20 protein-coding genes, 1 pseudogene and 1 CRISPR repeat array are annotated in these 23,947 nt (G+C 42.1%); of the genes and pseudogenes, 13 read left to right on the forward strand and 8 right to left on the reverse strand.

What is annotated here, in order from left to right; translation table 11 throughout:
* Positions 1 to 20: 20 nt before the first annotated feature.
* Positions 21 to 416 carry a VOC family protein gene (locus tag CYLST_RS15845; protein ID WP_015208736.1) on the reverse strand — a complete coding sequence of 132 codons (396 nt, stop codon included), beginning with the start codon at positions 414 to 416 and terminating at the stop codon, positions 21 to 23.
* 20 nt (positions 417 to 436) lie between these two features.
* The gene (locus CYLST_RS15850; RefSeq protein ID WP_015208737.1) at positions 437 to 1,036 is read right to left on the reverse strand and encodes a MiaE family protein; all 600 of its coding nucleotides are present in this window, start codon (positions 1,034 to 1,036) and stop codon (positions 437 to 439) included.
* Positions 1,037 to 1,312: 276 nt separating this feature from the next.
* Between CYLST_RS15850 and CYLST_RS15855 the strand changes: the two genes are divergently transcribed.
* Together CYLST_RS15855 and CYLST_RS15860 are read left to right on the forward strand one after the other, a co-directional pair.
* Positions 1,313 to 2,098, forward strand: a complete 786-nt coding sequence (locus CYLST_RS15855) for a dienelactone hydrolase family protein (RefSeq protein WP_015208738.1) — start codon at positions 1,313 to 1,315, stop codon at positions 2,096 to 2,098.
* 247 nt (positions 2,099 to 2,345) lie between these two features.
* Positions 2,346 to 3,338 (forward strand): zinc-dependent alcohol dehydrogenase family protein, encoded by a 993-nt coding sequence (locus tag CYLST_RS15860; protein ID WP_041233127.1) that lies wholly within the window; start codon positions 2,346 to 2,348, stop codon positions 3,336 to 3,338.
* On the opposite strand, the gene CYLST_RS15865 is transcribed toward CYLST_RS15860, so the two are convergent.
* Positions 3,328 to 3,624 (reverse strand): acylphosphatase, encoded by a 297-nt coding sequence (locus CYLST_RS15865; protein ID WP_015208740.1) that lies wholly within the window; start codon positions 3,622 to 3,624, stop codon positions 3,328 to 3,330. The two genes, CYLST_RS15860 and CYLST_RS15865, sit on opposite strands and share 11 nt — an antisense overlap.
* A 325-nt stretch (positions 3,625 to 3,949) precedes the next feature.
* Between CYLST_RS15865 and CYLST_RS15870 the strand changes: the two genes are divergently transcribed.
* From CYLST_RS15870 to CYLST_RS15880, 3 genes are all read left to right on the forward strand, one after another.
* Positions 3,950 to 4,327: a DUF1823 family protein gene (locus tag CYLST_RS15870; protein ID WP_015208741.1), complete on the forward strand. Its 378-nt coding sequence runs from the start codon at positions 3,950 to 3,952 to the stop codon at positions 4,325 to 4,327.
* A 572-nt stretch (positions 4,328 to 4,899) separates the two neighbouring features.
* On the forward strand, positions 4,900 to 6,558 hold the full coding sequence (locus CYLST_RS15875) for an alpha-amylase family glycosyl hydrolase (RefSeq protein ID WP_041233674.1): 1,659 nt from the start codon (positions 4,900 to 4,902) through the stop codon (positions 6,556 to 6,558).
* 444 nt (positions 6,559 to 7,002) lie between these two features.
* Complete coding sequence (locus tag CYLST_RS15880; protein ID WP_015208744.1) at positions 7,003 to 8,046, forward strand: 3-deoxy-7-phosphoheptulonate synthase; 1,044 nt, start codon at positions 7,003 to 7,005, stop codon at positions 8,044 to 8,046.
* 78 nt (positions 8,047 to 8,124) lie between these two features.
* On the opposite strand, the gene CYLST_RS15885 is transcribed toward CYLST_RS15880, so the two are convergent.
* A complete protein-coding gene (locus CYLST_RS15885) occupies positions 8,125 to 10,035 on the reverse strand; it encodes an ATP-binding protein (RefSeq protein WP_015208745.1) in 1,911 nt (636 codons plus the stop codon).
* Between the two features lie 323 nt (positions 10,036 to 10,358).
* On the opposite strand from CYLST_RS15885, the gene CYLST_RS15890 reads away from it, so the two are divergent.
* From CYLST_RS15890 to aroF, 5 genes are all read left to right on the forward strand, one after another.
* Positions 10,359 to 10,562: a hypothetical protein gene (locus CYLST_RS15890; RefSeq protein ID WP_015208746.1), complete on the forward strand. Its 204-nt coding sequence runs from the start codon at positions 10,359 to 10,361 to the stop codon at positions 10,560 to 10,562.
* A gap of 385 nt (positions 10,563 to 10,947) precedes the next feature.
* Positions 10,948 to 11,802 carry a cyanophycinase gene (locus CYLST_RS15895; RefSeq protein WP_015208747.1) on the forward strand — a complete coding sequence of 285 codons (855 nt, stop codon included), beginning with the start codon at positions 10,948 to 10,950 and terminating at the stop codon, positions 11,800 to 11,802.
* Between the two features lie 256 nt (positions 11,803 to 12,058).
* Positions 12,059 to 12,328: a 30S ribosomal protein S15 gene (gene rpsO, locus CYLST_RS15900; protein WP_015208748.1), complete on the forward strand. Its 270-nt coding sequence runs from the start codon at positions 12,059 to 12,061 to the stop codon at positions 12,326 to 12,328.
* 12 nt (positions 12,329 to 12,340) lie between these two features.
* The gene (locus tag CYLST_RS15905) at positions 12,341 to 12,811 is read left to right on the forward strand and encodes a PAM68 family protein (RefSeq protein WP_015208749.1); all 471 of its coding nucleotides are present in this window, start codon (positions 12,341 to 12,343) and stop codon (positions 12,809 to 12,811) included.
* Between the two features lie 271 nt (positions 12,812 to 13,082).
* Entirely contained in the window at positions 13,083 to 14,141 is a 1,059-nt protein-coding gene (gene aroF / locus CYLST_RS15910; RefSeq protein ID WP_015208750.1) for a 3-deoxy-7-phosphoheptulonate synthase, read from the forward strand.
* 316 nt (positions 14,142 to 14,457) lie between these two features.
* Positions 14,458 to 16,939: direct repeats of the CRISPR family, unit length 37 nt; unit sequence GTTGCAATTCATCAAAATCCCTATTAGGGATTGAAAC.
* Between the two features lie 398 nt (positions 16,940 to 17,337).
* Here the strand turns inward: aroF and CYLST_RS34565 are convergent.
* Positions 17,338 to 17,415 (reverse strand): annotated as a pseudogene (locus tag CYLST_RS34565) (IS200/IS605 family transposase); the annotation flags it as partial.
* A gap of 12 nt (positions 17,416 to 17,427) precedes the next feature.
* Between CYLST_RS34565 and CYLST_RS15920 the strand changes: the two are divergent.
* Positions 17,428 to 18,795 (forward strand): RNA-guided endonuclease InsQ/TnpB family protein, encoded by a 1,368-nt coding sequence (locus CYLST_RS15920; RefSeq protein WP_015208751.1) that lies wholly within the window; start codon positions 17,428 to 17,430, stop codon positions 18,793 to 18,795.
* 488 nt (positions 18,796 to 19,283) lie between these two features.
* On the opposite strand, the gene CYLST_RS15925 is transcribed toward CYLST_RS15920, so the two are convergent.
* The 3 genes from CYLST_RS15925 to CYLST_RS15935 all read right to left on the reverse strand — a co-directional run bounded on the left by CYLST_RS15925 (position 19,284) and on the right by CYLST_RS15935 (position 21,608).
* Complete coding sequence (locus CYLST_RS15925; protein WP_041233129.1) at positions 19,284 to 20,165, reverse strand: hypothetical protein; 882 nt, start codon at positions 20,163 to 20,165, stop codon at positions 19,284 to 19,286.
* A 66-nt stretch (positions 20,166 to 20,231) separates the two neighbouring features.
* Positions 20,232 to 20,825 (reverse strand): DUF1517 domain-containing protein, encoded by a 594-nt coding sequence (locus CYLST_RS15930; RefSeq protein WP_015208753.1) that lies wholly within the window; start codon positions 20,823 to 20,825, stop codon positions 20,232 to 20,234.
* Positions 20,826 to 20,894: 69 nt separating this feature from the next.
* Positions 20,895 to 21,608 carry a hypothetical protein gene (locus CYLST_RS15935; RefSeq protein ID WP_015208754.1) on the reverse strand — a complete coding sequence of 238 codons (714 nt, stop codon included), beginning with the start codon at positions 21,606 to 21,608 and terminating at the stop codon, positions 20,895 to 20,897.
* Between the two features lie 168 nt (positions 21,609 to 21,776).
* On the opposite strand from CYLST_RS15935, the gene CYLST_RS15940 reads away from it, so the two are divergent.
* The gene (locus CYLST_RS15940) at positions 21,777 to 22,616 is read left to right on the forward strand and encodes a prephenate/arogenate dehydrogenase (RefSeq protein ID WP_015208755.1); all 840 of its coding nucleotides are present in this window, start codon (positions 21,777 to 21,779) and stop codon (positions 22,614 to 22,616) included.
* Between the two features lie 92 nt (positions 22,617 to 22,708).
* Positions 22,709 to 23,926, forward strand: a complete 1,218-nt coding sequence (locus CYLST_RS15945) for an acetate kinase (RefSeq protein WP_015208756.1) — start codon at positions 22,709 to 22,711, stop codon at positions 23,924 to 23,926.
* The last annotated feature ends 21 nt before the right edge of the window (positions 23,927 to 23,947 follow it).

Raw genomic sequence — 23,947 nt, forward strand, 5'->3', positions numbered from 1 at the left:
GACGTGGGGCTTCTTTTTGATTAAGCTAAATTGGTGTAGATTTCAATGAGATTGCCGTCAGGATCGCGAAAATGAGCTGTTCGGATTCCCCAGTCTGGACGGTCTAGAGGTGGTGTCACGACTATCACATTATTATCTTGTAACTGTTGATATATTTCATCCACGTTATCAACGGCGAAAATCAAGGATATTTTGTCTTGGACGAGGAAAGATGAGGGTGGCTCATTGCTGGAAACGACTTCAGCCATAAATTCTTTGTTGAATACAGCCAGCTGGATAGAACCAGTATTAAATTCAGCATATCCAGAATTTTCATCACCCCAATCGACATCAAAACTCAGTAAATCTCGGTAGAATAAAAAGGAATCTTTATAGTTGGCAACTAGCAGTCTTAGATGTGTTAACTGAAGCTTCATAATCTCTGTGCGTTGGTCTACTAACTATGAATTCTAGGTTCTGGGTGCAAAGTCGCTAGCAACTCACTTTCCGTAAATGCCAATTCATCGAGCCGTTGGCTTACCGTTTCACGATCAAAGTATGTATCAGCTAAAACCCAATATATACCGAAGTGTCGGGCCTCTGATGCCATTAAACCGCGATAAAATTTGGCTAATTCTGGCTCTGGACAGTGAGTGGCTAACAATCCCAAGCGTTCATGACTGCGAGCTTCGATTAAGCCAGTAACTAGTAACGAATCTAAAAAACGCTGCGGTTCTTGAGGACGAACTTGAGCTTTTAAACCGGCACCATAGGGAGGCGGTGATAGGGGAGCTAGGGGAATATGCCGACGTTCTAGCCATTGATTAACTAACTCAAAGTGTTCTAGTTCTTCACGGGCGATCGCGGTTAACTCCCGTACCATTTTAGTATTGGAAGGGTAGCGAAACATCATGTTTAAGGCTACACCTGCCGCTTTGCGTTCACAGTGGGAGTGGTCGAGTAAAATAATATCTAAATTAGCGATCGCTTGTTCTACCCAAGCAGCACTAGTGGGTTGTTTGAGAGCATTAATAGTCGGTAACACAGGAGTAAGCACAGGCTAACCAAATTCCAGGTTTTTCAATTTAGCTGAGTAGTCCCAACAAATAGATTGTAATCGGCAATTGAGCCTTCTGATATTTGCCGCTACCAGATTGTTACGTTATGGCTTAGAGAAGGAAACTATAGAGGAGGTTACATCGCAATATCTCTACATTGTGAGAACTGCTATGTTTTTTTCACTATTTTCCATCGTTGTTATCCGAACGACATAGTTTTTACCAGGTTTGCAGGGATAATCATTCTAAATAAGTATTTTGGTGGTTACAGGGTTATGAAATTTTTGCTTTCTGTTCTGCTGACACCTGTGGTTGTGTTGTTAAGTTCCACCTATGCACTGGCAGCCATTAAAACAAAGACTATCGAGTATAAACAAGGAAATACAGTTTTAGAAGGATATCTAGCATACGATGACGCCATCAAAGTCAAGCGCCCTGGGGTGTTAGTGGTTCACGAATGGAATGGCTTACAGTCTTATGTTAAAAAACGTACAGAGCAATTAGCTGGCTTAGGGTATGTTGCCTTTGCTGCCGATATCTATGGTAAAGGAATTAGACCAAAAAACCAGCAAGAGTCAGGCGCACAGGCGACATTTTATCGTCAAGATAGAAAATTGTTGCGCGATCGCGCTAATGCTGGGTTAAAAGTTTTACAAAAAAACCCGCTCACCGATGCCCAACGCATTGCCGCAATTGGTTACTGCTTCGGTGGTGGTACAGTTTTGGAATTAGCACGTAGCGGCGCAAATATAGCGGGTGTGGTGAGTCTTCACGGCAACCTCGATACCCCTAACCCCAACGATGCCAAAAACATCAAAGCCAAAGTATTGGTATTACATGGTGCAGATGATCCCTTTGTGCCAGAGACGCAACTTAAAGCATTTGAAACCGAGATGCGATCGGCAAATGTAGACTGGCAATTAATATCTTACGGTGGTGTCGTACATGCCTTTACCAATCCAGAATACAAAAACAACCCTAAGGGAGCAGCTTATAATCAGCTTGCCGATCAGCGTTCTTGGCTAGCTATGCGGCAGTTTTTTGCCGAGATTTTCCGCTAAAAAATTTTGACGGCTGACTCAGTGACTTAGATTGGTAGAGCCAGCCGTCAGTGGTTTAGATTTGGGTAGATCGCTTAAATTTGTAGATTTGGGTTTAGGCCATGGCGCGAAGCACCTGCACTAAGAGCGATGGCGCGGAGCGCCCGCCGGAGGCGATCGCAAATTACCGCTTGTGAGTAGTTCATTACTATAGAAGTGGGAGATTAGTTAGTGAAAAAATTCTCAACTAACAAATTCTTAATTGCTTATGCAGGCAATGATGTTAGAGGCACCGCGTCAGCCTTTGCGGCTAGCTGATTTACCAGTGCCAAAACCCAATCCAGAGCAAGTACTGATTCGCGTTCATGCTTGTGCTGTCTGCCGCACAGATTTACATATAGTTGATGGGGAATTGACGCAACCGAAATTACCTTTAGTGCCTGGACATCAAATTGTGGGTACTATTGAAATGATCGGCAGTCATGTTAATAAATTTAGTATTGGTCAACGTGTTGGCGTTCCCTGGCTAGGTCATACATGCGATCGCTGTCGTTATTGTCTGTCTGGACGTGAAAACTTGTGCGATCGCGCCGAGTTCACAGGTTACAATCTTGATGGCGGCTATGCAGAATACACTGTAGCCGACCACCGTTTTTGTTTTCCCCTAGATCCTAGCTATTCTGACTTGCAAGCTGCACCCCTACTATGTGGTGGCTTAATTGGCTATCGCGCTTACAGAATGACTGGTGATCCCGAAAAAATCGGTTTTTATGGCTTTGGTTCAGCTGCCCATATTCTAATTCAACTGGCGCGTTATCAAAGTCGTCACGTATACGCTTTTACCCGTGATGGCGATGTTAAAGGGCAAGAATTTGCTCGTCAATTGGGTGCAACTTGGGCTGGTGACTCTAGCATATTACCCCCAGAACCCTTAGATGCAGCGATTATATTTGCGCCAGTCGGGAGACTCGTACCTGCGGCTTTGCGTGCAGTTGCTAAAGGCGGTATAGTAATTTGTGCAGGCATTCACATGAGTGATATACCGAGTTTTCCCTATAATATTCTTTGGGAAGAAAAAATCTTGCGGTCTGTAGCTAACTTGACGCGCAAAGATGGAGAAGAGTTTCTCGCCTTAGCGCCCAAAGTTCCCATCCGCACAGAAGTAAATCCCTTCCCCTTAACTCAAGCGAACGAGGCACTAGATGCCCTGCGTAGTGGCAAAATTGAGGGATCAGCCGTGTTGGTGGTAGCTAGCGCCTAACCTCAAACCCCCGCAAACCTTCCGGATTTTTATACTCAACCACAACTTCCTGCACCACAGCAGCAGGTGGCCCAGAGTGACACCAGCGAACCATCTCTTCCACAATATCCTGCAACCCCTCAAAAACTGCTTCCACACGGTTGTCGGGGAGATTCCGTACCCAACCGCTTAACCCCAACTGGCTAGCTGTATCCACAGTGGCATAGCGATAACCTACTCCTTGAACCCGGCCAGCAATGAATACATGAGCACGGATTATTTTTGGCATTGGTCGGGGATTTTGCATAGACTGGTATATTGTTGATAATTTCCAGTCTACCTAGTTTGTGAATGCACAAGCAAGTTTTTAACTGCAACTCATAATTTTTATTCTTTGTTAGCGTATCTGTGAATTCTAGCTTTATTCAGTTGTTACAAATAAATCTTTTATTTTGTTTAGAAAAGGATAAAATTGTCCCTATATTTATTTAGGAATCTAGCAGGCTGGTAATTAATCACTTTTGACTACCTATTAACTGCTGTGCATTTAAATTGTACACAGTCATGAGTCAGTGGTAATTATTCTGGCACTGACAACAACCAATAGGCAATTTATTCTCTTTGAATTACTTATGTCTAACCTACCACCGCTTAATACAGAAACCATTTGGGCAATCGTCAACGAGAAAATTGATGATACTACCGTCAACCAATTGGTATGGTACTACTTAGGCTATCGCTATGACGCCTCAACAGAAAAATGGGATAATAGCGAAGTTTTACCAGCATGGCGGGATGAATATCCACAACCACCAGATTTCATAGACTCTCGCCCTGCAACAGTCAAGTTAACCCGTTCTATTCCCCAAGAAAACAAACAAATAATGAAACAAAAACTGGGTTTTAAAGGTTATAAAATTGGTGAATTTGGACCTCGACAAACTCGCAGAGCAACAGCAGCAAATTGGTTATTAAGTTATCTGCAAGAAACTACTGGTAAAATAGAATAAAATCCAGCAACAGATATTTGGTGGGTATTCTGATATTTTCCACCAACCAAATATCTACTGCTTTCACATTCAAATATAATTTGCTGATTATTAAAGGCTTGTAATTAAATGCAATACGTTTTGTATCCCGCAGTGTGAGTAATGCCCACCTCATACTAAATTAGGATGGCAGCCAATTAAAAACTGTTGTAAATACAGGATTTAAGCAAATATTTTTTTGTCATACTGAGCGAGTATCAGTGTAGCAAACCATTTGCAAGATTCCACCATACCATTCGGCAACAGCTTTGCTGAAAGGGAACACCTGAAGGCGCATTGCACTGATATCCCTAGACACTATGCCGAAAAAATACCTTCGGTAACGCTCACAGAATTATAGAATTAATTGGAAAAGCGTAAATTATAAAATAGTCAAAAATCACAGAAAAAGCAATTTAAATTCACAAATTATGTCCAAAGATGGAGATAATATTTATCTACATATAATCTATTTCCCTAGAATGATTGACAAAGTTAAATTAACTATCGGAGAATAACTCAACTAGGAATTCTCCATGCAAAATATTTTAATTATGGCAAAACCAATTGAATTTAAGTTATTTGCACCTTACAATCAAGGAGCAAAATTAATTGGTTCTTTTTCCGATTGGCAAGAGATTGAAATGGAAAAAGATGATGATGGACACTTTCAAACGACAGTGAACTTAGAAGACGGTGTTTATAAATATAAATTCCGCGTTCAAACTAACTCATGGTTTTTTGAACCAGGACAATGGGTTGATGTCACAGACCCCTATGCAACCGATATTGATGAATTGAGCGGAAAAGATAATGCTGTTTTGCTGGTTAAAGATGGCGAAAAAATAACCGATACCTATGTTTGGAGACATGATGATCAACCTTTATCGGCTGACAAAGAACTAGTAATTTATGAATTACATGTTGGAGATTTTTCTGGTGGTGAGGATGACCTTTATGCACGAGGCAAGTATAAGCATGTAATTGAGAAATTGGATTATTTATGTGACTTGGGAATCAATGCTATTGAATTGATGCCCATCAAAGAATATCCAGGTGATTATAGCTGGGGTTACAACCCCCGCTATTTTTTTGCCACAGAATCTAGTTATGGTTCTACATCAGAGTTGAAAAACATGATTGACGAGTGTCATGCTAGAGGCATTCGCGTCATTATGGATGGTATTTTTAACCACTCAGAAGCCAGCAGTCCCTTAACCCAAATTGACCATGATTATTGGTATCACCACTCTCCCCGTGACCCTGATAATAACTGGGGTCCAGAGTTTAATTACGAACATTACGACGACAAATTAGACATCTATCCAGCGCGGAAATTTATTGGTGATACGATCCGTTTTTGGATTGAAGAATATCATATAGATGGTATTCGCTATGATGCAGCCAGGCAAATTGCCAACTACGATTTCATGCACTGGGTTGTTCAGGAAGCTAAAAATACTGCTGGTGCTAAACCTTTTTATAACATTGCCGAACATATTCCAGAAACTACCAGTATCACTAATGTAGACGGGCCAATGGATGGTTGCTGGCATGATAGTTTCCGCCATACAATTACGGTACATATTGGCGGTGACACCTTTGATATAGAAAGCCTCAAAGATGCCATTGACGCCAAACGCCAAGGCTTTATGGGTGCAACTAATGTAGTCAATTACCTCACCAACCATGACCATGACCATATCATGGTAGAACTGGCTAATCGAAATATTTTTAATGAAGAAGCCTTTACGCGGGCTAAATTGGGCGCAGCTATTCTCATGACATCTGTTGGTGTACCTTTGATTTGGATGGGGGAAGAATTTGGCGAATACAAACCCAAACAATCAGAATCATCTAAAATTGAGTGGAGTTTGCTAGGAAATGACCTAAATCAAGGCTTATTTGCATACTACAAAGGCTTGATTAACTTGCGTAAAGAAAATCATGCTCTTTACACAGAAAATATTGATTTCATCCACGAAAATTTAGAGACAAAGGTGCTAGCTTACAGCCGTTGGAATGAGCAAGGTTCCCGTGTAGTTGTTGTAGCGAATTTCTCTGAGAATTTCCTGGCTGGTTATCAGATTGATAACTTCCCCTGCGGTGGTACATGGCATGAATGGACAGGTAATTACGATGTTGAATCTGGTGATGATAGTATCATGACTGACTTGGGCCCATACGAAGCCAAAGTATTTGTTTGGCAATAATGAAATACGCTAACGTTGAAATAGCAGCTAAGTAATGCTTCAAAAGGGGGGAAATCTTCCCTTTTTGAAGCTATTAGCAGTTCATGAGTTATGAACAATAGTTATGACTTTAATAAAATAGAATTATAAATTTCTTGAGCAAACAGATTGCTTTTTTAACTTATATACCCTTTCCCAAGCTAATGAGGTACATCAAAATTTCGTATACCAAGACTTTCGCTTTTTACAGCAGTTTTCATCTATTTGAACCACATCTATCGTAGGGAACAGTGCTGTGCCCCTACTACAGTATGGTCTATTTACCTGAAAATCGCTGTAAAGGTGTAAAGCGTACCTCACGTGATAGGGAAACGCTATATGAGCTTATCTTGTATTTTTGATTAAAAGTAGGTATATTATTCTATTATCCATAAATATCATATCACAAATCAAGAGTTTTGCTCTATGCTCAATAAATTAATTAACACTAACATCAAGAGTTCTCATGTCTTGTTAACTCCCCATGAAATCAAGTCAAAATTACCTTTAACAAAATCGGCTGAACAGACGGTCTTGAAATCTCGCCAAGAAATAGAAAATATTCTAGATTTTAAAGACAGCAGAAAATTTATCGTACTTGGCCCATGCTCAATTCATGATCCTAATGCTGCACTAGAATATTCTCAAAGGTTGAAAATTCTGGCGGAACGAGTCAAGGATAAACTGCTACTCATCATGAGGGTGTATTTTGAAAAACCCCGAACAACTGTGGGCTGGAAAGGATTAATTAATGATCCAGATATGGACGATTCTTTCCATGTAGAAAATGGTTTATTAATTGCTCGTAGCCTATTGTTAAAAATTACGGAATTGGGATTACCTACTGCGACAGAAGCACTTGATCCGATTATTCCTCAGTATATCAGTGAATTGATTTCTTGGTCAGCAATTGGCGCCCGCACAACTGAGTCACAAACTCACCGAGAAATTGCCAGTGGACTTTCTATGCCTGTGGGTTTTAAAAACGGTACTGATGGCAATATTCAAGTGGCTTTGAACGCCTTACAATCAGCTAAAAGCCCGCACAATTTTCTAGGAATTAATCAAAAAGGACAGGTAAGCGTATTTCAGACTAAAGGTAATGTCTATGGCCACGTAATTCTGCGTGGGGGTAATCAACCCAACTTTGATGCAGCAAATGTCAAACTGGTGGAAGAAAAATTAAAAGAGGCTAATTCGCCCCCCAGGATTGTTATCGACTGTAGCCACGGCAATACAAATAAAGACTACAGATTACAATCTGCTGTATTGGAAAATGTTACTCAACAAATAGTCGAAGGTAATACTTCAATTGTTGGCATGATGCTGGAATCTAATTTGTATGAAGGTAATCAACCGATTACTGGAAAACGTGAGAAATTACAATATGGGGTTTCGGTAACTGACAAATGTATTAGCTGGGAAGAAACAGAAAAAATTATTTTGGCTGCCCACGCAAAACTTCAGTAATTTACACAGAGAGGATATGCAGACTTATTTATCTGTATATCCTCTGCGCTGAATCAGAGTTTATCTGCGGTGAAGAAGCTACAAAATCGTACTAATTTCTTTCAAGTAAACCCGTGTAAATGGTTCGTTTTCACCCAAGGTGTAATCTTCAATCAACCCCTTGCTTCTAATAGAAATGTCGTTTTCTTTCCTAATTACTACAGTTGACCCATCGAAGACATTCCTTACTAGCATCATCTCGGTTTCACTAGGATTATCCAAAACTACAATATTACTCCCCTGGTAAAACATCCCCTCATCTTCTAGGATATCTCCTGTGTATTCGGCAATCAGCAAATCTAGTTTAGGATGACGTAGTAAAAGTTGCACGTTGCTGTTGTAATCTTGGTTCAATACTTTTGCTGACCGATTTACAAAAACTGCATCACGACAAACTGCTCCAATTGTCCATTCAGGATGCTGTAAAAGAATATGGTCAATTGTAGTTTGCAGTTCCTGAACGGAGATTTTATTAAAGGTAATCACTGGTATCCTGGCATTTATACCAGACTCAAAAAAGGTTTCCAAAATATGAGCAGGTACATCAACACTTTCACCAATTGCCGGGTTAAGATGCATCAAAATGCCTGGTGCAGCGTTGATTTCTAAAATGGCAAAGTTACTAGATTTCCAAGATTCTGAGAGACTTTTAGTAATGACATCAATGCCAAGACAAGTTAGGCGAAAGTATTGGGCAATATCTTGGGCTAGGATGATATTGTCATGGTGAATTGTCTGTGTTGCATCAATACTCAACCCGCCAGCTGAAAGATTAGCAACTTTGCGGAGGTAAATGATGCGGTCTTTGCTAATGACTTTGTTTAAGGATAAACCTTGTTCTTCTAAGTAAAGTTCCATCGCCTCATCAATCTGAATCTTGCTCATCGGCGAGGTTGGTGAGTCCAGACGTGCAGGTTTACGGTTTTCTCGGTGAATTAACTCCTCAATTGTTAAGTACCCATCACCGACAATGGATGCTGGACGGCGTTCTGTGGCGGCGACAAATCTGCCATTGACACACAGTAAGCGAAAATCCTTTCCAGATATACTTTTTTCGACAATTATTCTTGTTGGCTGCTCTTCTGGTATTGCTGCCAGCGCTCTATTGTAGGCAGACTCTAACTCTTTTGAGTCTTGCACCTCAGCTGTGACGCCAATTCCTTTATGACCTACCACAGGCTTAACTGCTACCGGGTAGCCAATTTCTCTGGCTACCGCGAAGGCTTCTTTTTCGGAAACGACGATATCACCCTCAGGGACTGGGAAACCCAAGGTTTTTAGAAAAACTTTGCAGTCATCCTTGCGGGTGGTGAATTCTGAATCTATGTGGCTATCACAATCAAATGTCGTCGCTACTCCCCGGACTAGTTTTTTTCCGTAGCCATATTGGATTAATCCTTCTTCCCACAAATAAAAGGCGGGTATACTTTTTTCGTAGGCGGTTCGCAATAAGGCGTAAACTGTGGGGCCACCGTAGACAGATAACCGGAATCTGTTCTGAAGCCTCACCAGTTGTTCGTCAAACAGGAAGTCTTCACCTTGAGTAATGGCTTCAAACCAATCCCAGACAAAGTAAACTACTGCTTTAGTTGTGCGTGCATGTAAAGATTGGAGGCTAATTCGCACATAATGTGGATATGGCTTGACACTCCAACGGTTGAGGTGCAAACCCATGTCCAGCTTGCCTACTTCTGAGACAACGCGAGCGAACAAATGAGCATAGGATTCGTATGTCTGGTCACCCAAGTGCGAATAGCGATCGCTAATAATTGAAATATAGTCCTCAATGGGTAAGGGCTGTCGATATTCAGTCAAAGAAAAATTAAACACTAGGGCCCCTGTATCTAAATAGGGGTTCGGTCCAATGTAATGCTTAAAGTCGAAAATATCGAAGACATCCGTTTTTCTGGCATTGATGCGGATTACATCGGTGATTTGTTCTTGCACCATTGATTATAAACCTTTGGCTAGATACCCTGAACTCTGGACTCTGAGTGGCTGTTACTCAAACTCATTTATTGACAGTTGATTGACATTATTGGAGGTAACTTTGGCTTGAGCTTAACGCGATTGTTTGGCATTTTCAGCTATCCCAAGACATAATTTCCATAAAATAAAATTTATCAGCATCCCAGTTGTCACTAGAAGATAAAAATCAGTCTCTATCTCCATCTATGAATGAAAAAAAATATAACCTTTGAAAGGTGCAAGACCTTGCCAAAATTTATATAAGTAAGGTATGGCAAAGTATGACATTAGGGAGACAGCAGAGTATGAATAGCACGCAAGTTGCCCTGAGAAGCGAAGTTCGACAACTGGCTGAAGAAGCTTTTCACCGTAAGCTGATTTCTGGACATGGAGATGGGCCAGACGACAAAGAATACCAAATTGTCTACCAGGGAAAACCCAGGCATCTGCCACTAGAACAAGCAAGGTTTTTCTTAATTAACTTGCTCTACAGAAGTCGGATTCATTAGAGGTTCTCAGTTAAAAACATAGCTGCCTATATCCAATTGCACGTGGCTAGAGTTAATGCCCAGATGTATTCCCAAGAGTCACCTTGGCAGCAGGGCATAAGTTACCTTGCCACGGATGTTATCCTTTACCAAAAATCTCAAAAATTCAATAAATTTTACAGACAATCCCTCTAGAAAATTATTGCTTATAAGGTCTATATGCATTTGGTGATAATTTCTAGCGGAGGTGATCAAAAGACTTGTTTCCGTTTAACAATTTTCTAATTGCAAATCCAAGATGATCAAGCCTAATGTATCTTCAAATTTTTAGATACATCTACCAAACGGAAGATTTTGTATCTGACGTTTTCCCTAGCTCAATTAAATTAACTAATGAGGAGACATCATGGCTGAGAATGAAACCACGCGGCAGCTAGTGATTATTGGCGGTGCTGAAGACAGAGATGGGGATTCCCAAGTCTTGCGGGAGTTTGTGCGCCGTTCAGGGAGTATCAAGGCAAACATTGTGATTATGACAGCGGCGACGGAACTACCAAGAGAAGTAGGCGACAATTATATTAAAGTCTTTACTCGTTTAGGCGCTGCGGATGTTCGCATTATAGACACGGAAACTCGTGAAGATGCATCTTCATCTACGGCATTAGAGGCAATTAGTAAGGCAACTGGAATATTTTTTACTGGGGGAGACCAAGCTCGGATCACTGGCATCCTCAAAGATACTGAAATTGATAAAGCGATTCACCAACGTTTCTCTGAAGGCATAGTTGTAGCAGGTACAAGCGCGGGAGCTGCTGTGATGCCAGATCAAATGATCGTCGAAGGTGACTCCCAGACAAACCCCCGGATTGAAGTTGTGGAAATGGGGCCTGGTCTTGGTTTTCTGCCTGGGGTGGTGATTGATCAGCATTTTTCCCAACGCGGACGTTTGGGACGCTTAATTGCTGCTTTGGTGCAACAGCCTGCGGTTTTGGGATTTGGGATTGATGAGAATACCGCGATGATAGTCACCGACGGTCAGATTGAAGTGATTGGGGAAGGCGCTGTGACGATTGTGGATGAATCAGAAGCTACATATAATAATCTGGATGAAATTTTAAAGGATGAGCCTTTGGCTGTTTTCGGCGCCAAGCTGCATATTTTGCCGCATGGGTTTAAATTTGACCTAAAAACCCGCCAGCCTATCCTGAGTAATCGCTCGGCGGCGAATGTCCCTGTCCCAGCCGGTTCAGCAAATGCCTAACTTTTAGCTAAAACGCAAAAAGCTCTATACCCTACCTACAAGAGTGCTTGCGGAATTGCTAAAGACGAAGAAAGCGATCGCCATCTTGCGTACCTTAATGTAGCGATCGCCATTGCTTAATTGCCGAGAAGCCAAGCCATACAGCCAAAATCTTTCTTTAACAGCAGTGGTAAAGCTAATTCAACCCACAGCTTAATGGCTGTGATATTATGGGAGACTGCTGCACACACTAGAAAAAATAGAACTTGAATCGATCATGGCTCTGACGCAACAGCGCAAACAAGAACTCATTTCCAACTTCCAAGTTCACGAAACCGATACCGGCTCCGCCGATGTCCAGGTGGCGATGCTAACAGACCGCATTAACCGCCTCAGCGAACATCTTCAAGCAAACAAAAAAGACCACTCTTCCCGACGGGGACTGTTAAAGATGATCGGTCAGCGCAAGCGCCTCCTATCTTATATTCAAGAAGGAAGCCGGGAAAAATATCAAGCTTTGATTGCTCGCCTCGGTATTCGTGGTTAGGAATTATCGCTTATGCCTGCTGAAGAATCAGAACGTAGTCATTTGCCTTTTGAACCGACCAAAAAGCGCCAAAAACCCGCAAAAGCTACGAGCAAACCAGTAGTCAAGCCACAGGAAACTGACAAACAGACTGCAAAAAAGCCATCTTTCACCAAAGAAGAGATGGCAATTCCCCAAGTTGTCAGCCAGCGGATGGTCAAAAGATTAGCTGCATTCTGTGGAATTCCCACAGCTTTGGGAATTACTACCCTGGTTGTTAGCTATCTGCTTGCTAGCTTCACTGACATTCAACTACCTCCCATCGCCGTATTATTGGTGAATATGGGCTTCTTTGGTTTGGGAGTTTTGGGGATAACCTATGGTGTTCTATCTGCCTCTTGGGACGAAGAAAATTCTGGAACTCTATGGGGTTTCGATGAGTTCCGCACCAATTGGGGAAGAATGACGGAGGTTTGGCGCGAAACTCGGCAAAAAAACCTATGATGACCAGCACTCAGATATTGGCTGACTAAGGTATTGGGTAAATTTTAGTATAAATGTTGAAGTTGAATCTTCTCACTTCAACATTGCTAATAAAAAATTTATATTGCTTGTTTTATACCCAATATCTAGAAAAATCCAACTGAGCACTGGATGAATTTTTTAAATAAATACATTATATTTTTTCGATTCATTCAGTAATTAAGTACATAGGTAACAATTAATTCCAGCCTCTTTATTGAATAATCTATACAAATAAACAGGAAATTTCATAATGATTGTTGTAATAAAAAGCGGTTCCCCAGAGGCGGAAATCAACCGGATTAATGAGGAACTAGCTAGCTGGGGGCTGACACCAGAAAAGATTATCGGTAGGCACAAGGTAGTCATTGGTCTAGTGGGTGAGACTGCCGACTTAGACCCGCTGCAAATTCAAGAAATTAGCCCCTGGATTGAGCAAGTGTTGCGGGTAGAGTTACCTTACAAAAGGGCTAGTCGCCAGTTTCGTCATGGGGAAGCTTCTGAGGTAGTGGTAAATACTCCCAATGGGCCAGTTGTGTTTGGTGAACACCACCCTTTGGTAGTTGTTGCTGGCCCCTGCTCTGTAGAAAATGAAGAGATGATTGTCGAAACGGCGCAGCGCGTTAAGGCATCCGGAGCCAAGTTTTTGCGCGGCGGGGCATACAAACCACGGACTTCACCTTATGCTTTTCAAGGACATGGCGAGAGTGCTTTGGAATTGTTGGCAAGGGCACGGAAAGCCAGCGGACTCGGCATAATAACAGAAGTAATGGATGCTAGCGAATTGGATAAAATCGCGGAAGTCGCCGACGTGATCCAGGTGGGTGCCAGGAATATGCAGAATTTCTCGCTGCTAAAAAAAGTTGGGGCGCAAGCGAAACCAGTACTTTTGAAGCGGGGTATGGCTGCTACCATTGAAGATTGGTTGATGGCGGCTGAGTATATTTTGGCAGCAGGCAATGCGAATGTAATTTTGTGTGAACGGGGTATCCGCACTTTTGACCGCCAATACACTCGGAATACTTTAGATATATCGGTGGTGCCGGTGCTGCGAAAGCTGACTCACCTACCAATTATGATTGACCCCAGCCACGGCACAGGTTGGTCTGATTATGTACCTTCAATGGCTATGGCTGCGATCGCAGCTGGTACAGATTCCCTGATGATTGAAGTACATCCCAATCCTGCCAAAGCCTTATCTGACGGGCCACAATCTTTGACACCAGAAGGTTTTGATAAGTTGATGCCAGAATTAGCAGTCATTGCTAAAGCGATGGGACGCTGGGAACAACCAGCAGTTGCCTTAGTGTAAACCTTTCTTTTGTGAGGGGAACTGCTTTGAATTTTTACCCTTTATAGCTGGATTTCATGATGCTAGTTGCGCGGATGGGTGGGTGTAGAATTTCGATGCTGGAAAAAAATGCTTGGATCTCAATCACTGCAAGGGTTTCAGCCTCTAATCGCCCAATATCGATCCGCGCGATCTCTGAAAGCCTTAACCTTAAAGGGTTTCAGCCTTTTTTTTCTGACCCCTATTTTCAAACCAACGGCTGTAATGGTATATTGATGATCGATCCGCGCAACTGTACCTTGAAAACTAAATATGGTAAGGTTTCCAGACCCCAGCGGTTGCAATTCATCAAAATCCCTATTAGGGATTGAAACGAATACTTGGGCTTTCCTACAACAACAGTAGTGGGTTGCAATTCATCAAAATCCCTATTAGGGATTGAAACGTGGGATCTTTATCAACTTCAGACGCAAGCTGGAGTTGCAATTCATCAAAATCCCTATTAGGGATTGAAACACAAAGAAAATACGAAACCGCAGAAAAGATACTTGCGATCGTTGCAATTCATCAAAATCCCTATTAGGGATTGAAACGCATACAGAATTACTTGTTCGCAATTCCTGCAAGTTGCAATTCATCAAAATCCCTATTAGGGATTGAAACGCCGTGAACCATAAATTAAAAACCCTCGATGTATGTTGCAATTCATCAAAATCCCTATTAGGGATTGAAACCTTTAAAGTCTGTGACAATTCCCGCCGCGTTGTGTTGCAATTCATCAAAATCCCTATTAGGGATTGAAACGCGAGTGCTGCTAGTGAATTCCTTGCCCCGTTGGGTTGCAATTCATCAAAATCCCTATTAGGGATTGAAACGAAAGCCATAATAAGTATATAGTCACGGATCTGGTTGCAATTCATCAAAATCCCTATTAGGGATTGAAACTTACCCTAATGCTAATGTAGCTCCTTTAGATTATTTAAGTTGCAATTCATCAAAATCCCTATTAGGGATTGAAACTTTTCTCCTATTTCTACAAGAGTTGAACTACCAGTTGCAATTCATCAAAATCCCTATTAGGGATTGAAACGTAAAGAGATACGGCATCGATAATGTAGTACTCCTGTTGCAATTCATCAAAATCCCTATTAGGGATTGAAACCTTGACTACTGCTATGTGATTGTAAAACCCTCCAATTCCGTTGCAATTCATCAAAATCCCTATTAGGGATTGAAACTAAAACTTGGTCTGCAAGCAAAGTACCCGCAGGTTGCAATTCATCAAAATCCCTATTAGGGATTGAAACGCAATGATTCTTGCAGGAGGTGGGATGAGTCATGTTGCAATTCATCAAAATCCCTATTAGGGATTGAAACCTTTGTGACAAGCTAGCTCCTATTCTTCATTGGGTTGCAATTCATCAAAATCCCTATTAGGGATTGAAACCAATAACGGCTATAGTGAAAAGCCAAATGTGCAGTTGCAATTCATCAAAATCCCTATTAGGGATTGAAACGAAATGTCTACCATCCAAGCGAACCACCCATAAAGTTGCAATTCATCAAAATCCCTATTAGGGATTGAAACTTTTTCATGGATTGAAGAAAAAATTACTCGTTGGTTGCAATTCATCAAAATCCCTATTAGGGATTGAAACAAAAGCCAGAATCATTGGTAAATCCTGGAGAATCAAGTTGCAATTCATCAAAATCCCTATTAGGGATTGAAACTTTCTAGTGGGAAATAAGAGAGTAGTTTGGATAAGTTGCAATTCATCAAAATCCCTATTAGGGATTGAAACTTCTAGGCTAGGTAGTTCTAGCAGAGTACCCAAAGCCAGTTGCAATTCATCAAAATCCCTATTAGGGATTGAAACTTTATTTGTCAATGAAGCGGCAAGCCTTGCTAGTTGCAATTCATCAAAATCCCTATTAGGGATTGAAACAGCCGCTCCCATTTCTAAATTATAAGCAGTGATCCCCTGTTGCAATTCATCAAAATCCCTATTAGGGATTGAAACTTTAGAACAACTTGTAGAAGATGGAAAGTTGCTATTTGTTGCAATTCATCAAAATCCCTATTAGGGATTGAAACTTGCAGGGCACGGGCATAAATTACGTTAGTCCCGTTGCAATTCATCAAAATCCCTATTAGGGATTGAAACGTAAACGAGATTTTAAATAGATTTCCTATTGCACTGTTGCAATTCATCAAAATCCCTATTAGGGATTGAAACAGCCCAGTTGGACGCAAAGAAGAGATAGTTTGGTTGCAATTCATCAAAATCCCTATTAGGGATTGAAACAAATCATAAATATAAATTGGGAAATGCAAGTGCGAGTTGCAATTCATCAAAATCCCTATTAGGGATTGAAACTATATCCCTGACCTGCCACCTGCACGAAGGTAGACTTGCGTTGCAATTCATCAAAATCCCTATTAGGGATTGAAACTTAGAATTAATTCCTCAGCATGAAGGAAAGAGCACGTTGCAATTCATCAAAATCCCTATTAGGGATTGAAACGCTGTTGCTGTCTATTCGTCCCGCCAATGCGATTGCCACAGGTTGCAATTCATCAAAATCCCTATTAGGGATTGAAACTCTGATCCCAATCCTTTATCTATGCGTATCAGTTTGTTGCAATTCATCAAAATCCCTATTAGGGATTGAAACTTGAGTTACTTACAAGATAAACTAGATTTATACTGTTGCAATTCATCAAAATCCCTATTAGGGATTGAAACGCATATATGATGGTGAATTTCCAAATCTGCCAAGGGTTGCAATTCATCAAAATCCCTATTAGGGATTGAAACTTCCTACATGACACAGATACCACCAAATACATTGTTGCAACTCAAGCCATTGGCTTTTGCATTCTTGAAAAGAAATCTGTAAGCGAGTCTACGATTCCTGTTACCAGGAGCAATTAAGAAATCAGGCTTCAACAGATTACGCTAAAAGAACTAATTTTCTGGGTAAATCTAGCAAGGGTGTTACCAGGGGCAAGTAGTATTTAAGTAGGTTGGGTTGAGGCACAAAACCCAATATTATCAATAAATTTGTTGGGTTCTCACACGGTAAGCCCAACTTACAATTTTCTCAAGTGAACCGCATTGATCATAAAAATACTCGGTATGCGGGAAAGTCAGGGTCTTTAGACCTGAGAGGGAAGCGACACGAGCGGTTTTAACCGCCGTGGTATGAGTCTATATTATCCGTGGTGTGGGTCTTCAATATAACGCCTAACTGCTTCGCTGCTAACATTCCCTGCTGTACTCACAAAATAACTTTGTAGTCGATTATGATATGGATATCAACGAAACTCTGGAAAGTAGAGCCAGTGGCTAAAGTCAAGAAAATAATCGGAGTGCAACAAGTCTTGCTGTCTCCTAACAATGAGATAAAAGCGTTATTAGAGTACCTTTGTCAACAAGCAGGAAAGCTGTATAACAACGGTGTTTATTTTGCTCGACAAATATTTTTTAAGACGGGAACACTCTTGACTGGTAAATTTGATTTGGCCTTTGAACCATCTGTTTCAAAGACTTTGACTGCTCAATCATTGCCATCAACACCAATGCAACAAACTTTGATGTCTGTAGCAGAAGCTTTCAAATCTTTTAAAGAGTTGAGAAATTTATATATCAAAGGTCAGCTACATTTCAAACCAAAGGCACCAGATTACCTCAAAGGTTCAAAGCTTTTTAAAGTCGCTTATCCAAACTCTGGGGGACAAAAACCAACTCTTGTTGATGGTCAACTTAGATTTTCTTTGGGACTGACAGTTAAAAGATGGTTTGGCGTTTCCGAATTTTTCCTGCCCATGCCATCAAATATTGATTACTCCAAGGTTAAAGAGTTTACTATTCTTCCTAAAAATGGGGCTTTTTATCTTGAGATGTCTTACGAGATAGCACTACAAAAACACGACATAGATATTAATCAAGCACTATCAATTGACCTAGGAACTGCTGATAATTTAGCGGCTTGTGTAGATACATTGGGTAATTCTTTGCTGATTGATGCCCGTGGCATGAAAGCCATGAATCAGTTGTGGAACAAAAAAGTATCAACTCGTCAAGAAACTAAACCAGAAAATTATTGGGATAATTGGCTAGACCGCGTAACCCGCAAACGCAACCATCAAATGCGTGACGGGATCAACAAAGCCGCCAAATTAATTATCAACCACTGTCTTAATTACAGTATCGGAACATTAGTAATCGGTTGGAATCAAGGTTTTAAAGCTAATGCCAATATGGGTAGATTCAACAATCAAAAGTTTGTTCAAATGCCTTTAGGCAAGTTGAAAGACCGATTAAAACAACTTTGTGACTTGCACGGTATTAGATTTCAAGAAACTGAAGAAGCTTACACCTCAAAAGCCAGCTATCTAGATGGAGACTCCCTGCCCCAATACGGTGAAAAACCTCTGGGGTGGAAAGCATCGGGAAGGCGGATTGAGCGTGGATTATATCGGTCAGAAAACGGTTCAATTGTTAATGCTGACCTTAATGGTGCAGCAAATATTCTCAGAAAAGTAGCCAGCAATCTCAGCTTAGACTTAGGCTTACTGGGTAGACGGTCTTTGACAACCGTAGCGAGAGTTAGACTTTGGAAACTACCTAAGTTTACTCTGTCCGCAGAATCTCAGCGGCTTCAGCCCTGAGACTGTCAATTATTTGAATTACATCTTTCGTAGGGGCACAGCCAATACGGTTCGGTTAACGTTTGAATCTGTGGAAGATCCCCCCAACCCCCCTTAAAAAGGGGGGCTTTAGACTGTTTTTTAGCCCTTTTTAAGGGGGGCTTTAGACTGTTTTTAGCCCTTTTTAAGGGGGACTTTTGACTCTCTTTTACCCCCTTTTCAAGGGGGTCGCCGCAGACGGGGGGATCTTAACGGAACCCTATTGGGGGCACAGCAATGCTCATTGGTGTCAACTTAAGCTGAAAGCTTTTCCAAATAACACTTTGAGCCATTATCTCGTTCCCAATCTCCGACGCTTAATGCAATCAGTGCGGCTCTGCCGCTTATACGGAAGGCGGCAGCCCTAAAGTAGGCATTCCCAGCCCAGAGGCTAGGAACGAGATTTTAAAAGGGTTTTCGCTTAAGTTGACATCTATGTAGATTGTCGTGCCTCTACATGTTCAAATTGTCTAACGTCGTCTGCTGCCAAAACCAGATGAGCGACGGCTAGAAGAACGGCCCCCGCTACCAAAACCACTACCAGAATTACGTCGGGTTGGGCTGGAGTTCCCAGAAGGTCTGAGTGTGCTGCTACCATAACCGGAACCTGTGGCGCGGCTTCCTGTATTGGTGCGCGGTGCTGTACGGTCAGTTGAACTTCCTGGATATGATCTTCTAATCGAACCTGTACTGCGGAAAGCAGTACGATTCTTCACGGCTGCGGGTGGTGCATTGTAGCGAGTTTGGTATCTTTCAACTGCTTGACCATAGTTGGAGCCATACCCACCGTAGCCAGTCATTATCCCTCCTGGTTGATAGACAGGGGGTACATAATACTGGGGTCTAAATAACATACTACCGATCGCTTGACCGGCGACGCTACCGACTAAAGAACCAGCAAAGGGTGCCCAGAAACTGTTTTCTCGGCGCACTACCACTGTTTCTTGCTGTCCGGTTTGGGGATTAGTTTTGTTCTCGGTAACGTTATGAACGTACTCGATTTTAAAGTCTTCCGTCAGGTACAAACTCGGCTGTCCCTTATCCACCTTCAGGTAAGTTTTCTTACCTTCTTTGATTTCCTCATCGGTCAGCCGTGCCATTTGCAAATTTTCGGTTGTGAAGGTTGGGGGTTTGTTGTTGAGTAAAAACACTGTATACTCCCCAGTGCCATCATCGTAAGTAGCTTGTTGCACTTGATACTGACCATCACTCAGCTTGGTGGTGGTAGAGGTTTGGCTAACATTTTTCGCTGAAGAGTTAGTTTGGTTTCCTCCCCCACAGGCGACAGTTGTCAAGCACAAACTCAGGGCTAAAAAAACGACTGTGAATTTACGCAGTATGGTCATGATCATTATTGTGCTATCTGGTTAAGGAGAAAAGTTCTGAATCTGGGTATTAACTACAGACTACCCAACAAGTTACAAGGGAATCAATTCCGGATAATACTGCAACAGCTGATCGTTAGTGAGTTCATCACCTAACTGCGCTGGTGAGTAATGCACTTGGATGGCTTGGAGTTTATGTTTGTAATGCAAATTTATTAAAGCTTTCAAACCTTCTTTTAGCGCCTGCACGTTAGAAAGGTCAGTTTCTAACTCTGGCACTTCTCCGTTATAAGCGACTGTAATCATGACAATCACGTTGCGAGTTACAGGGAGAGAAAGAGGTTCATCAGCTCTATTAGCAGAACTTAAATCTGTTTCAGCACCGTATCTTTCGGCGGAGTCGCTAAATAGTTCATTAACGTAATCGCCCGCCTCGCCTTCGTCCCAAAATACATCGCCTTCATTGGCAGCAGAGAGCCAGTATTCATCAAATCGTAACAAGCTTTCGCAGATTTCGACTAATCCTTCTCCCAAAACTTCCAATTCGCCGTCAGAATCAATTGCTTCCCTTGCCGCACGATTTAATGTTCCCAAAATTGGTGCTACTTCACCTCCTGCTAAATGCAAAAACAGGCGAAAGACTACATAGCGGGTTCGTCCGATCATTCGATTAAAGGTATCGCGCATTTTTCCTCTCCATACATTTGTTTTTACTTTAATAAGTATAGAAAAATAATATGCTTAATTGTGGATTTACTATTGACTGATATTGTGAGAACCTTTGACGAAATCTATAATCATATTCAACGAGGGCATGATGTTATTGGTGGATTCTCTAGATATCTCATTATAAACTAAAGGAGCGAGACTGGAATGATTAATCCATCGCTTTCTAACGTTGGGATTGTCATGCACCATCAAAGTGTGAGCGCTAGAATTCGTTAAGATTGTCTGGGTAGGTACTTTGACAAAGTTTAATTTGGCTGCTATCTCCAGATTTTTTTTCGTTTGTTTAATGATTGTGGCTTTATTCATAGCTTCTTCTATTAGCCGGGTTAATTGTTCCACCAGATGGGGTGATTTTATATCTTGGGGAGTAATAACTTGGCTTTTAATTATTTCGGCGATCGCATAAATATTGTTTTGGGTGGCGATCGCATCTTGAAAGGGCAGAATGGCCACGTAAGCTGTGGGTAATAAAGCTTCGTCGTTATCTACTCGGACTGTGAACACAGTCCGGCGTCGCCCACTTTCTATGCTTGGGGGTTGTTTCAGCAGTTGGTATTCTTGAGCAATTTGGTAATCAGCGCCGGCGAGGGCAAAGTTGGCTTCGTGTTCTAGAGGCGCATCAATCACAATCCGGATTGTCGGCGGGGTGGCATTAAAAAAGTCCCGTGAGTCTTCAGCATCAAACTTTTGGATGATGGAGCGATCGCCTGTGGGAGAGAGATCAACCCATTCGCAGGTCATACCTTCAGTTTTTAAACCAAACCGAGAGGTTAACGCCTCTAAAGTCTAAGACTCCTGCCGCATATTGTGCTAGCAATTCCTCTAAAGTCCATGAATCCGACTCCTCAGATGGCAATTTTAATAGTTGGTAAAGTATGCAGAAAATAAATAAACAATAGTATGTCAAAAATGAAAATTGGGATTGTCGGTTTGGGACTGATAGGCGGCTCCTTGGGTTTTGATTTGCGATCGCTAGGACATGATGTTCTCGGAGTGAGTCGTCGGCAATCAACCTGCGAAAAAGCGATCGCACTCGGTAATGTGGATCAGGCATCAGTTGAACTCAGCCTATTGGCAGATGCAGAGGTGGTATTTATTTGCACGCCTATAGGGCTGATTGTTCCCCAAGTTGAACAATTGATCGCTCATTTGTCTCCCGGTACAGTGGTGACTGATGTCGGTTCGGTGAAAGCACCCATAGTCGAAGCAATAGCTCCCCTGTGGGATCATTTTATCGGCGGTCATCCAATGGCGGGAACAGCCGATAGTGGTATAGAAGCAGCGCAGCGGAATTTATTTGTGGATCGGCCTTATGTCCTCACACCGATAGCAACAACACCCAGCATCGCTATTCAGGTAGTAGAAAAAATTGTGCGATCGCTTGGTGCAACTATCTACCATTGTCGCCCAGAGCAACATGACCGCGCTGTGAGTTGGATCTCCCATTTACCCGTAATGGTTAGCGGTTCGTTGATTGCGGCTTGTTTGAGTGAAACTGATGCCGACGTTTTGCAATTAGCCCAAAATCTAGCCAGTTCAGGCTTTCGCGATACCAGTCGTGTCGGTGGTGGAAATCCAGAATTGGGGCTGATGATGGCCCAATATAATCGCCAAGCATTACTGGTTTCACTGCAACAATATCGCCACAACCTCGACGAACTTATTCACCTGATTGAGCAGGAAAATTGGGCTGTTTTAGCGGAAAAGATGCTGATTAATCAACAAGCACGACCTAAGTTTGTTGATTAATGAACAATTCACGGCGACTTAAGTCGCCGTGAGGCAAGTAAATTAATGTAATAACATAAGAAAACTGGCAATTTCGTTATACTTTATCCTCTATGAAAATACTTGTATTAAATGCCGGATCAAGTAGTCAGAAAAGTTGTCTGTATGAAATTGCAGATGAGGCTCTTCCTAATCAAGCACTCCAGCCTCTATGGTCGGGAAAAGTCACCTGGACTCAAGACCGGGGTGGGGCAGAAATTAAGGTGAGAACCGCCACGGGTGAAACGCTGCAAGAAACCATCTATGGTGACTCTCGACAAGCACACGTCGCATATATGCTTTACGCTCTCAGTCGCGGTGCTACCAAAGTCATTAATCAAGTGTCGGAAATTGATGTTGTGGGACATCGTGTGGTGCATGGTGGACAAGATTACCGCCATCCTGTGATAGTTACAGAAGATGTCTTAAAGGCGATCGCACAATATTCTAGTTTAGCTCCCATACACAACCCCGCCGCCTTAGAAGGGATAGAAGCCATTGAAGAAAGCTTGGGAGATATCACCCAAGTGGCAGTATTTGATACGGGATTTCATGCCACTTTACCCGATGCAGCAGCAATCTATCCCGGCCCTTATGAATGGCTTAAACAAGGTATCCGCCGTTATGGCTTTCATGGCATCAGTCACCAATACGTATCGGCCCGTGCGGCGCAAATCCTCGGTCGAGATTTATCATCTTTGCGGATAATTACCTGCCATCTGGGCAACGGTTGCTCTTTGGCAGCAGTTAAAAATGGTCTCAGTATTGACACCACTATGGGATTCACGCCCCTTGATGGTTTGATGATGGGTAGTCGTTGCGGCTCAATTGATCCGGGGATTTTAATTTACCTGTTGCGGGAATCTCATTACTCGATTGAAGAGTTAGATAATGTTTTAAATAAAGCCTCAGGATTACGGGGAATTTCGGGGGTATCTAGCGATTTACCCTCAGTCATAGAGGCGATCGCACAAGGTAATGAACGCGCTCAACTGGCTTGGGATATGTATGTGCATCGCTTGCGGGCTGGTATTGGGGCGATGCTTACCAGCCTGGGGGGATTGGATGCCTTAGTTTTTACCGCAGGTGTGGGCGAAAAATCTCCAGGAATTCGCCAAGCTGTCTGTGAAGGTTTGGGATTTCTGGGGTTAAACATAGATTCTCTGAAAAATCAGCAGCAGCCGATGGATGAGAATATTGCCACACCCGACTCAGCAGTGGATGTATTAGTGATTCAGACGCAAGAAGATTGGGCGATCGCGCAACAATGTTGGCAACTGTTAAAAAACTAACAATATAAGTTACAAAAGAAA

The organism is Cylindrospermum stagnale PCC 7417, from assembly GCF_000317535.1.
Lineage (GTDB): Bacteria > Cyanobacteriota > Cyanobacteriia > Cyanobacteriales > Nostocaceae > Cylindrospermum > Cylindrospermum stagnale.

What these genes read in the sequence shown, in the direction of transcription:
- rpsO (WP_015208748.1), top strand. Translation starts at nt 12,059, where the DNA reads ATGGCTCTGACGCAACAGCGCAAACAAGAACTCATTTCCAACTTCCAA.
- CYLST_RS15875 (WP_041233674.1), top strand. Translation starts at nt 4,900, where the DNA reads ATGGCAAAACCAATTGAATTTAAGTTATTTGCACCTTACAATCAAGGA.
- CYLST_RS15885 (WP_015208745.1), bottom strand. Translation starts at nt 10,035, where the DNA reads ATGGTGCAAGAACAAATCACCGATGTAATCCGCATCAATGCCAGAAAA.
- CYLST_RS15880 (WP_015208744.1), top strand. Translation starts at nt 7,003, where the DNA reads ATGCTCAATAAATTAATTAACACTAACATCAAGAGTTCTCATGTCTTG.
- CYLST_RS15860 (WP_041233127.1), top strand. Translation starts at nt 2,346, where the DNA reads ATGCAGGCAATGATGTTAGAGGCACCGCGTCAGCCTTTGCGGCTAGCT.
- CYLST_RS15870 (WP_015208741.1), top strand. Translation starts at nt 3,950, where the DNA reads ATGTCTAACCTACCACCGCTTAATACAGAAACCATTTGGGCAATCGTC.
- CYLST_RS15930 (WP_015208753.1), bottom strand. Translation starts at nt 20,825, where the DNA reads ATGCGCGATACCTTTAATCGAATGATCGGACGAACCCGCTATGTAGTC.
- CYLST_RS15920 (WP_015208751.1), top strand. Translation starts at nt 17,428, where the DNA reads ATGATATGGATATCAACGAAACTCTGGAAAGTAGAGCCAGTGGCTAAA.
- CYLST_RS15895 (WP_015208747.1), top strand. Translation starts at nt 10,948, where the DNA reads ATGGCTGAGAATGAAACCACGCGGCAGCTAGTGATTATTGGCGGTGCT.
- CYLST_RS15845 (WP_015208736.1), bottom strand. Translation starts at nt 416, where the DNA reads ATGAAGCTTCAGTTAACACATCTAAGACTGCTAGTTGCCAACTATAAA.
- CYLST_RS15925 (WP_041233129.1), bottom strand. Translation starts at nt 20,165, where the DNA reads ATGATCATGACCATACTGCGTAAATTCACAGTCGTTTTTTTAGCCCTG.
- CYLST_RS15940 (WP_015208755.1), top strand. Translation starts at nt 21,777, where the DNA reads ATGAAAATTGGGATTGTCGGTTTGGGACTGATAGGCGGCTCCTTGGGT.
- aroF (WP_015208750.1), top strand. Translation starts at nt 13,083, where the DNA reads ATGATTGTTGTAATAAAAAGCGGTTCCCCAGAGGCGGAAATCAACCGG.
- CYLST_RS15855 (WP_015208738.1), top strand. Translation starts at nt 1,313, where the DNA reads ATGAAATTTTTGCTTTCTGTTCTGCTGACACCTGTGGTTGTGTTGTTA.
- CYLST_RS15945 (WP_015208756.1), top strand. Translation starts at nt 22,709, where the DNA reads ATGAAAATACTTGTATTAAATGCCGGATCAAGTAGTCAGAAAAGTTGT.
- CYLST_RS15890 (WP_015208746.1), top strand. Translation starts at nt 10,359, where the DNA reads ATGAATAGCACGCAAGTTGCCCTGAGAAGCGAAGTTCGACAACTGGCT.
- CYLST_RS15935 (WP_015208754.1), bottom strand. Translation starts at nt 21,608, where the DNA reads ATGACCTGCGAATGGGTTGATCTCTCTCCCACAGGCGATCGCTCCATC.
- CYLST_RS15905 (WP_015208749.1), top strand. Translation starts at nt 12,341, where the DNA reads ATGCCTGCTGAAGAATCAGAACGTAGTCATTTGCCTTTTGAACCGACC.
- CYLST_RS15865 (WP_015208740.1), bottom strand. Translation starts at nt 3,624, where the DNA reads ATGCAAAATCCCCGACCAATGCCAAAAATAATCCGTGCTCATGTATTC.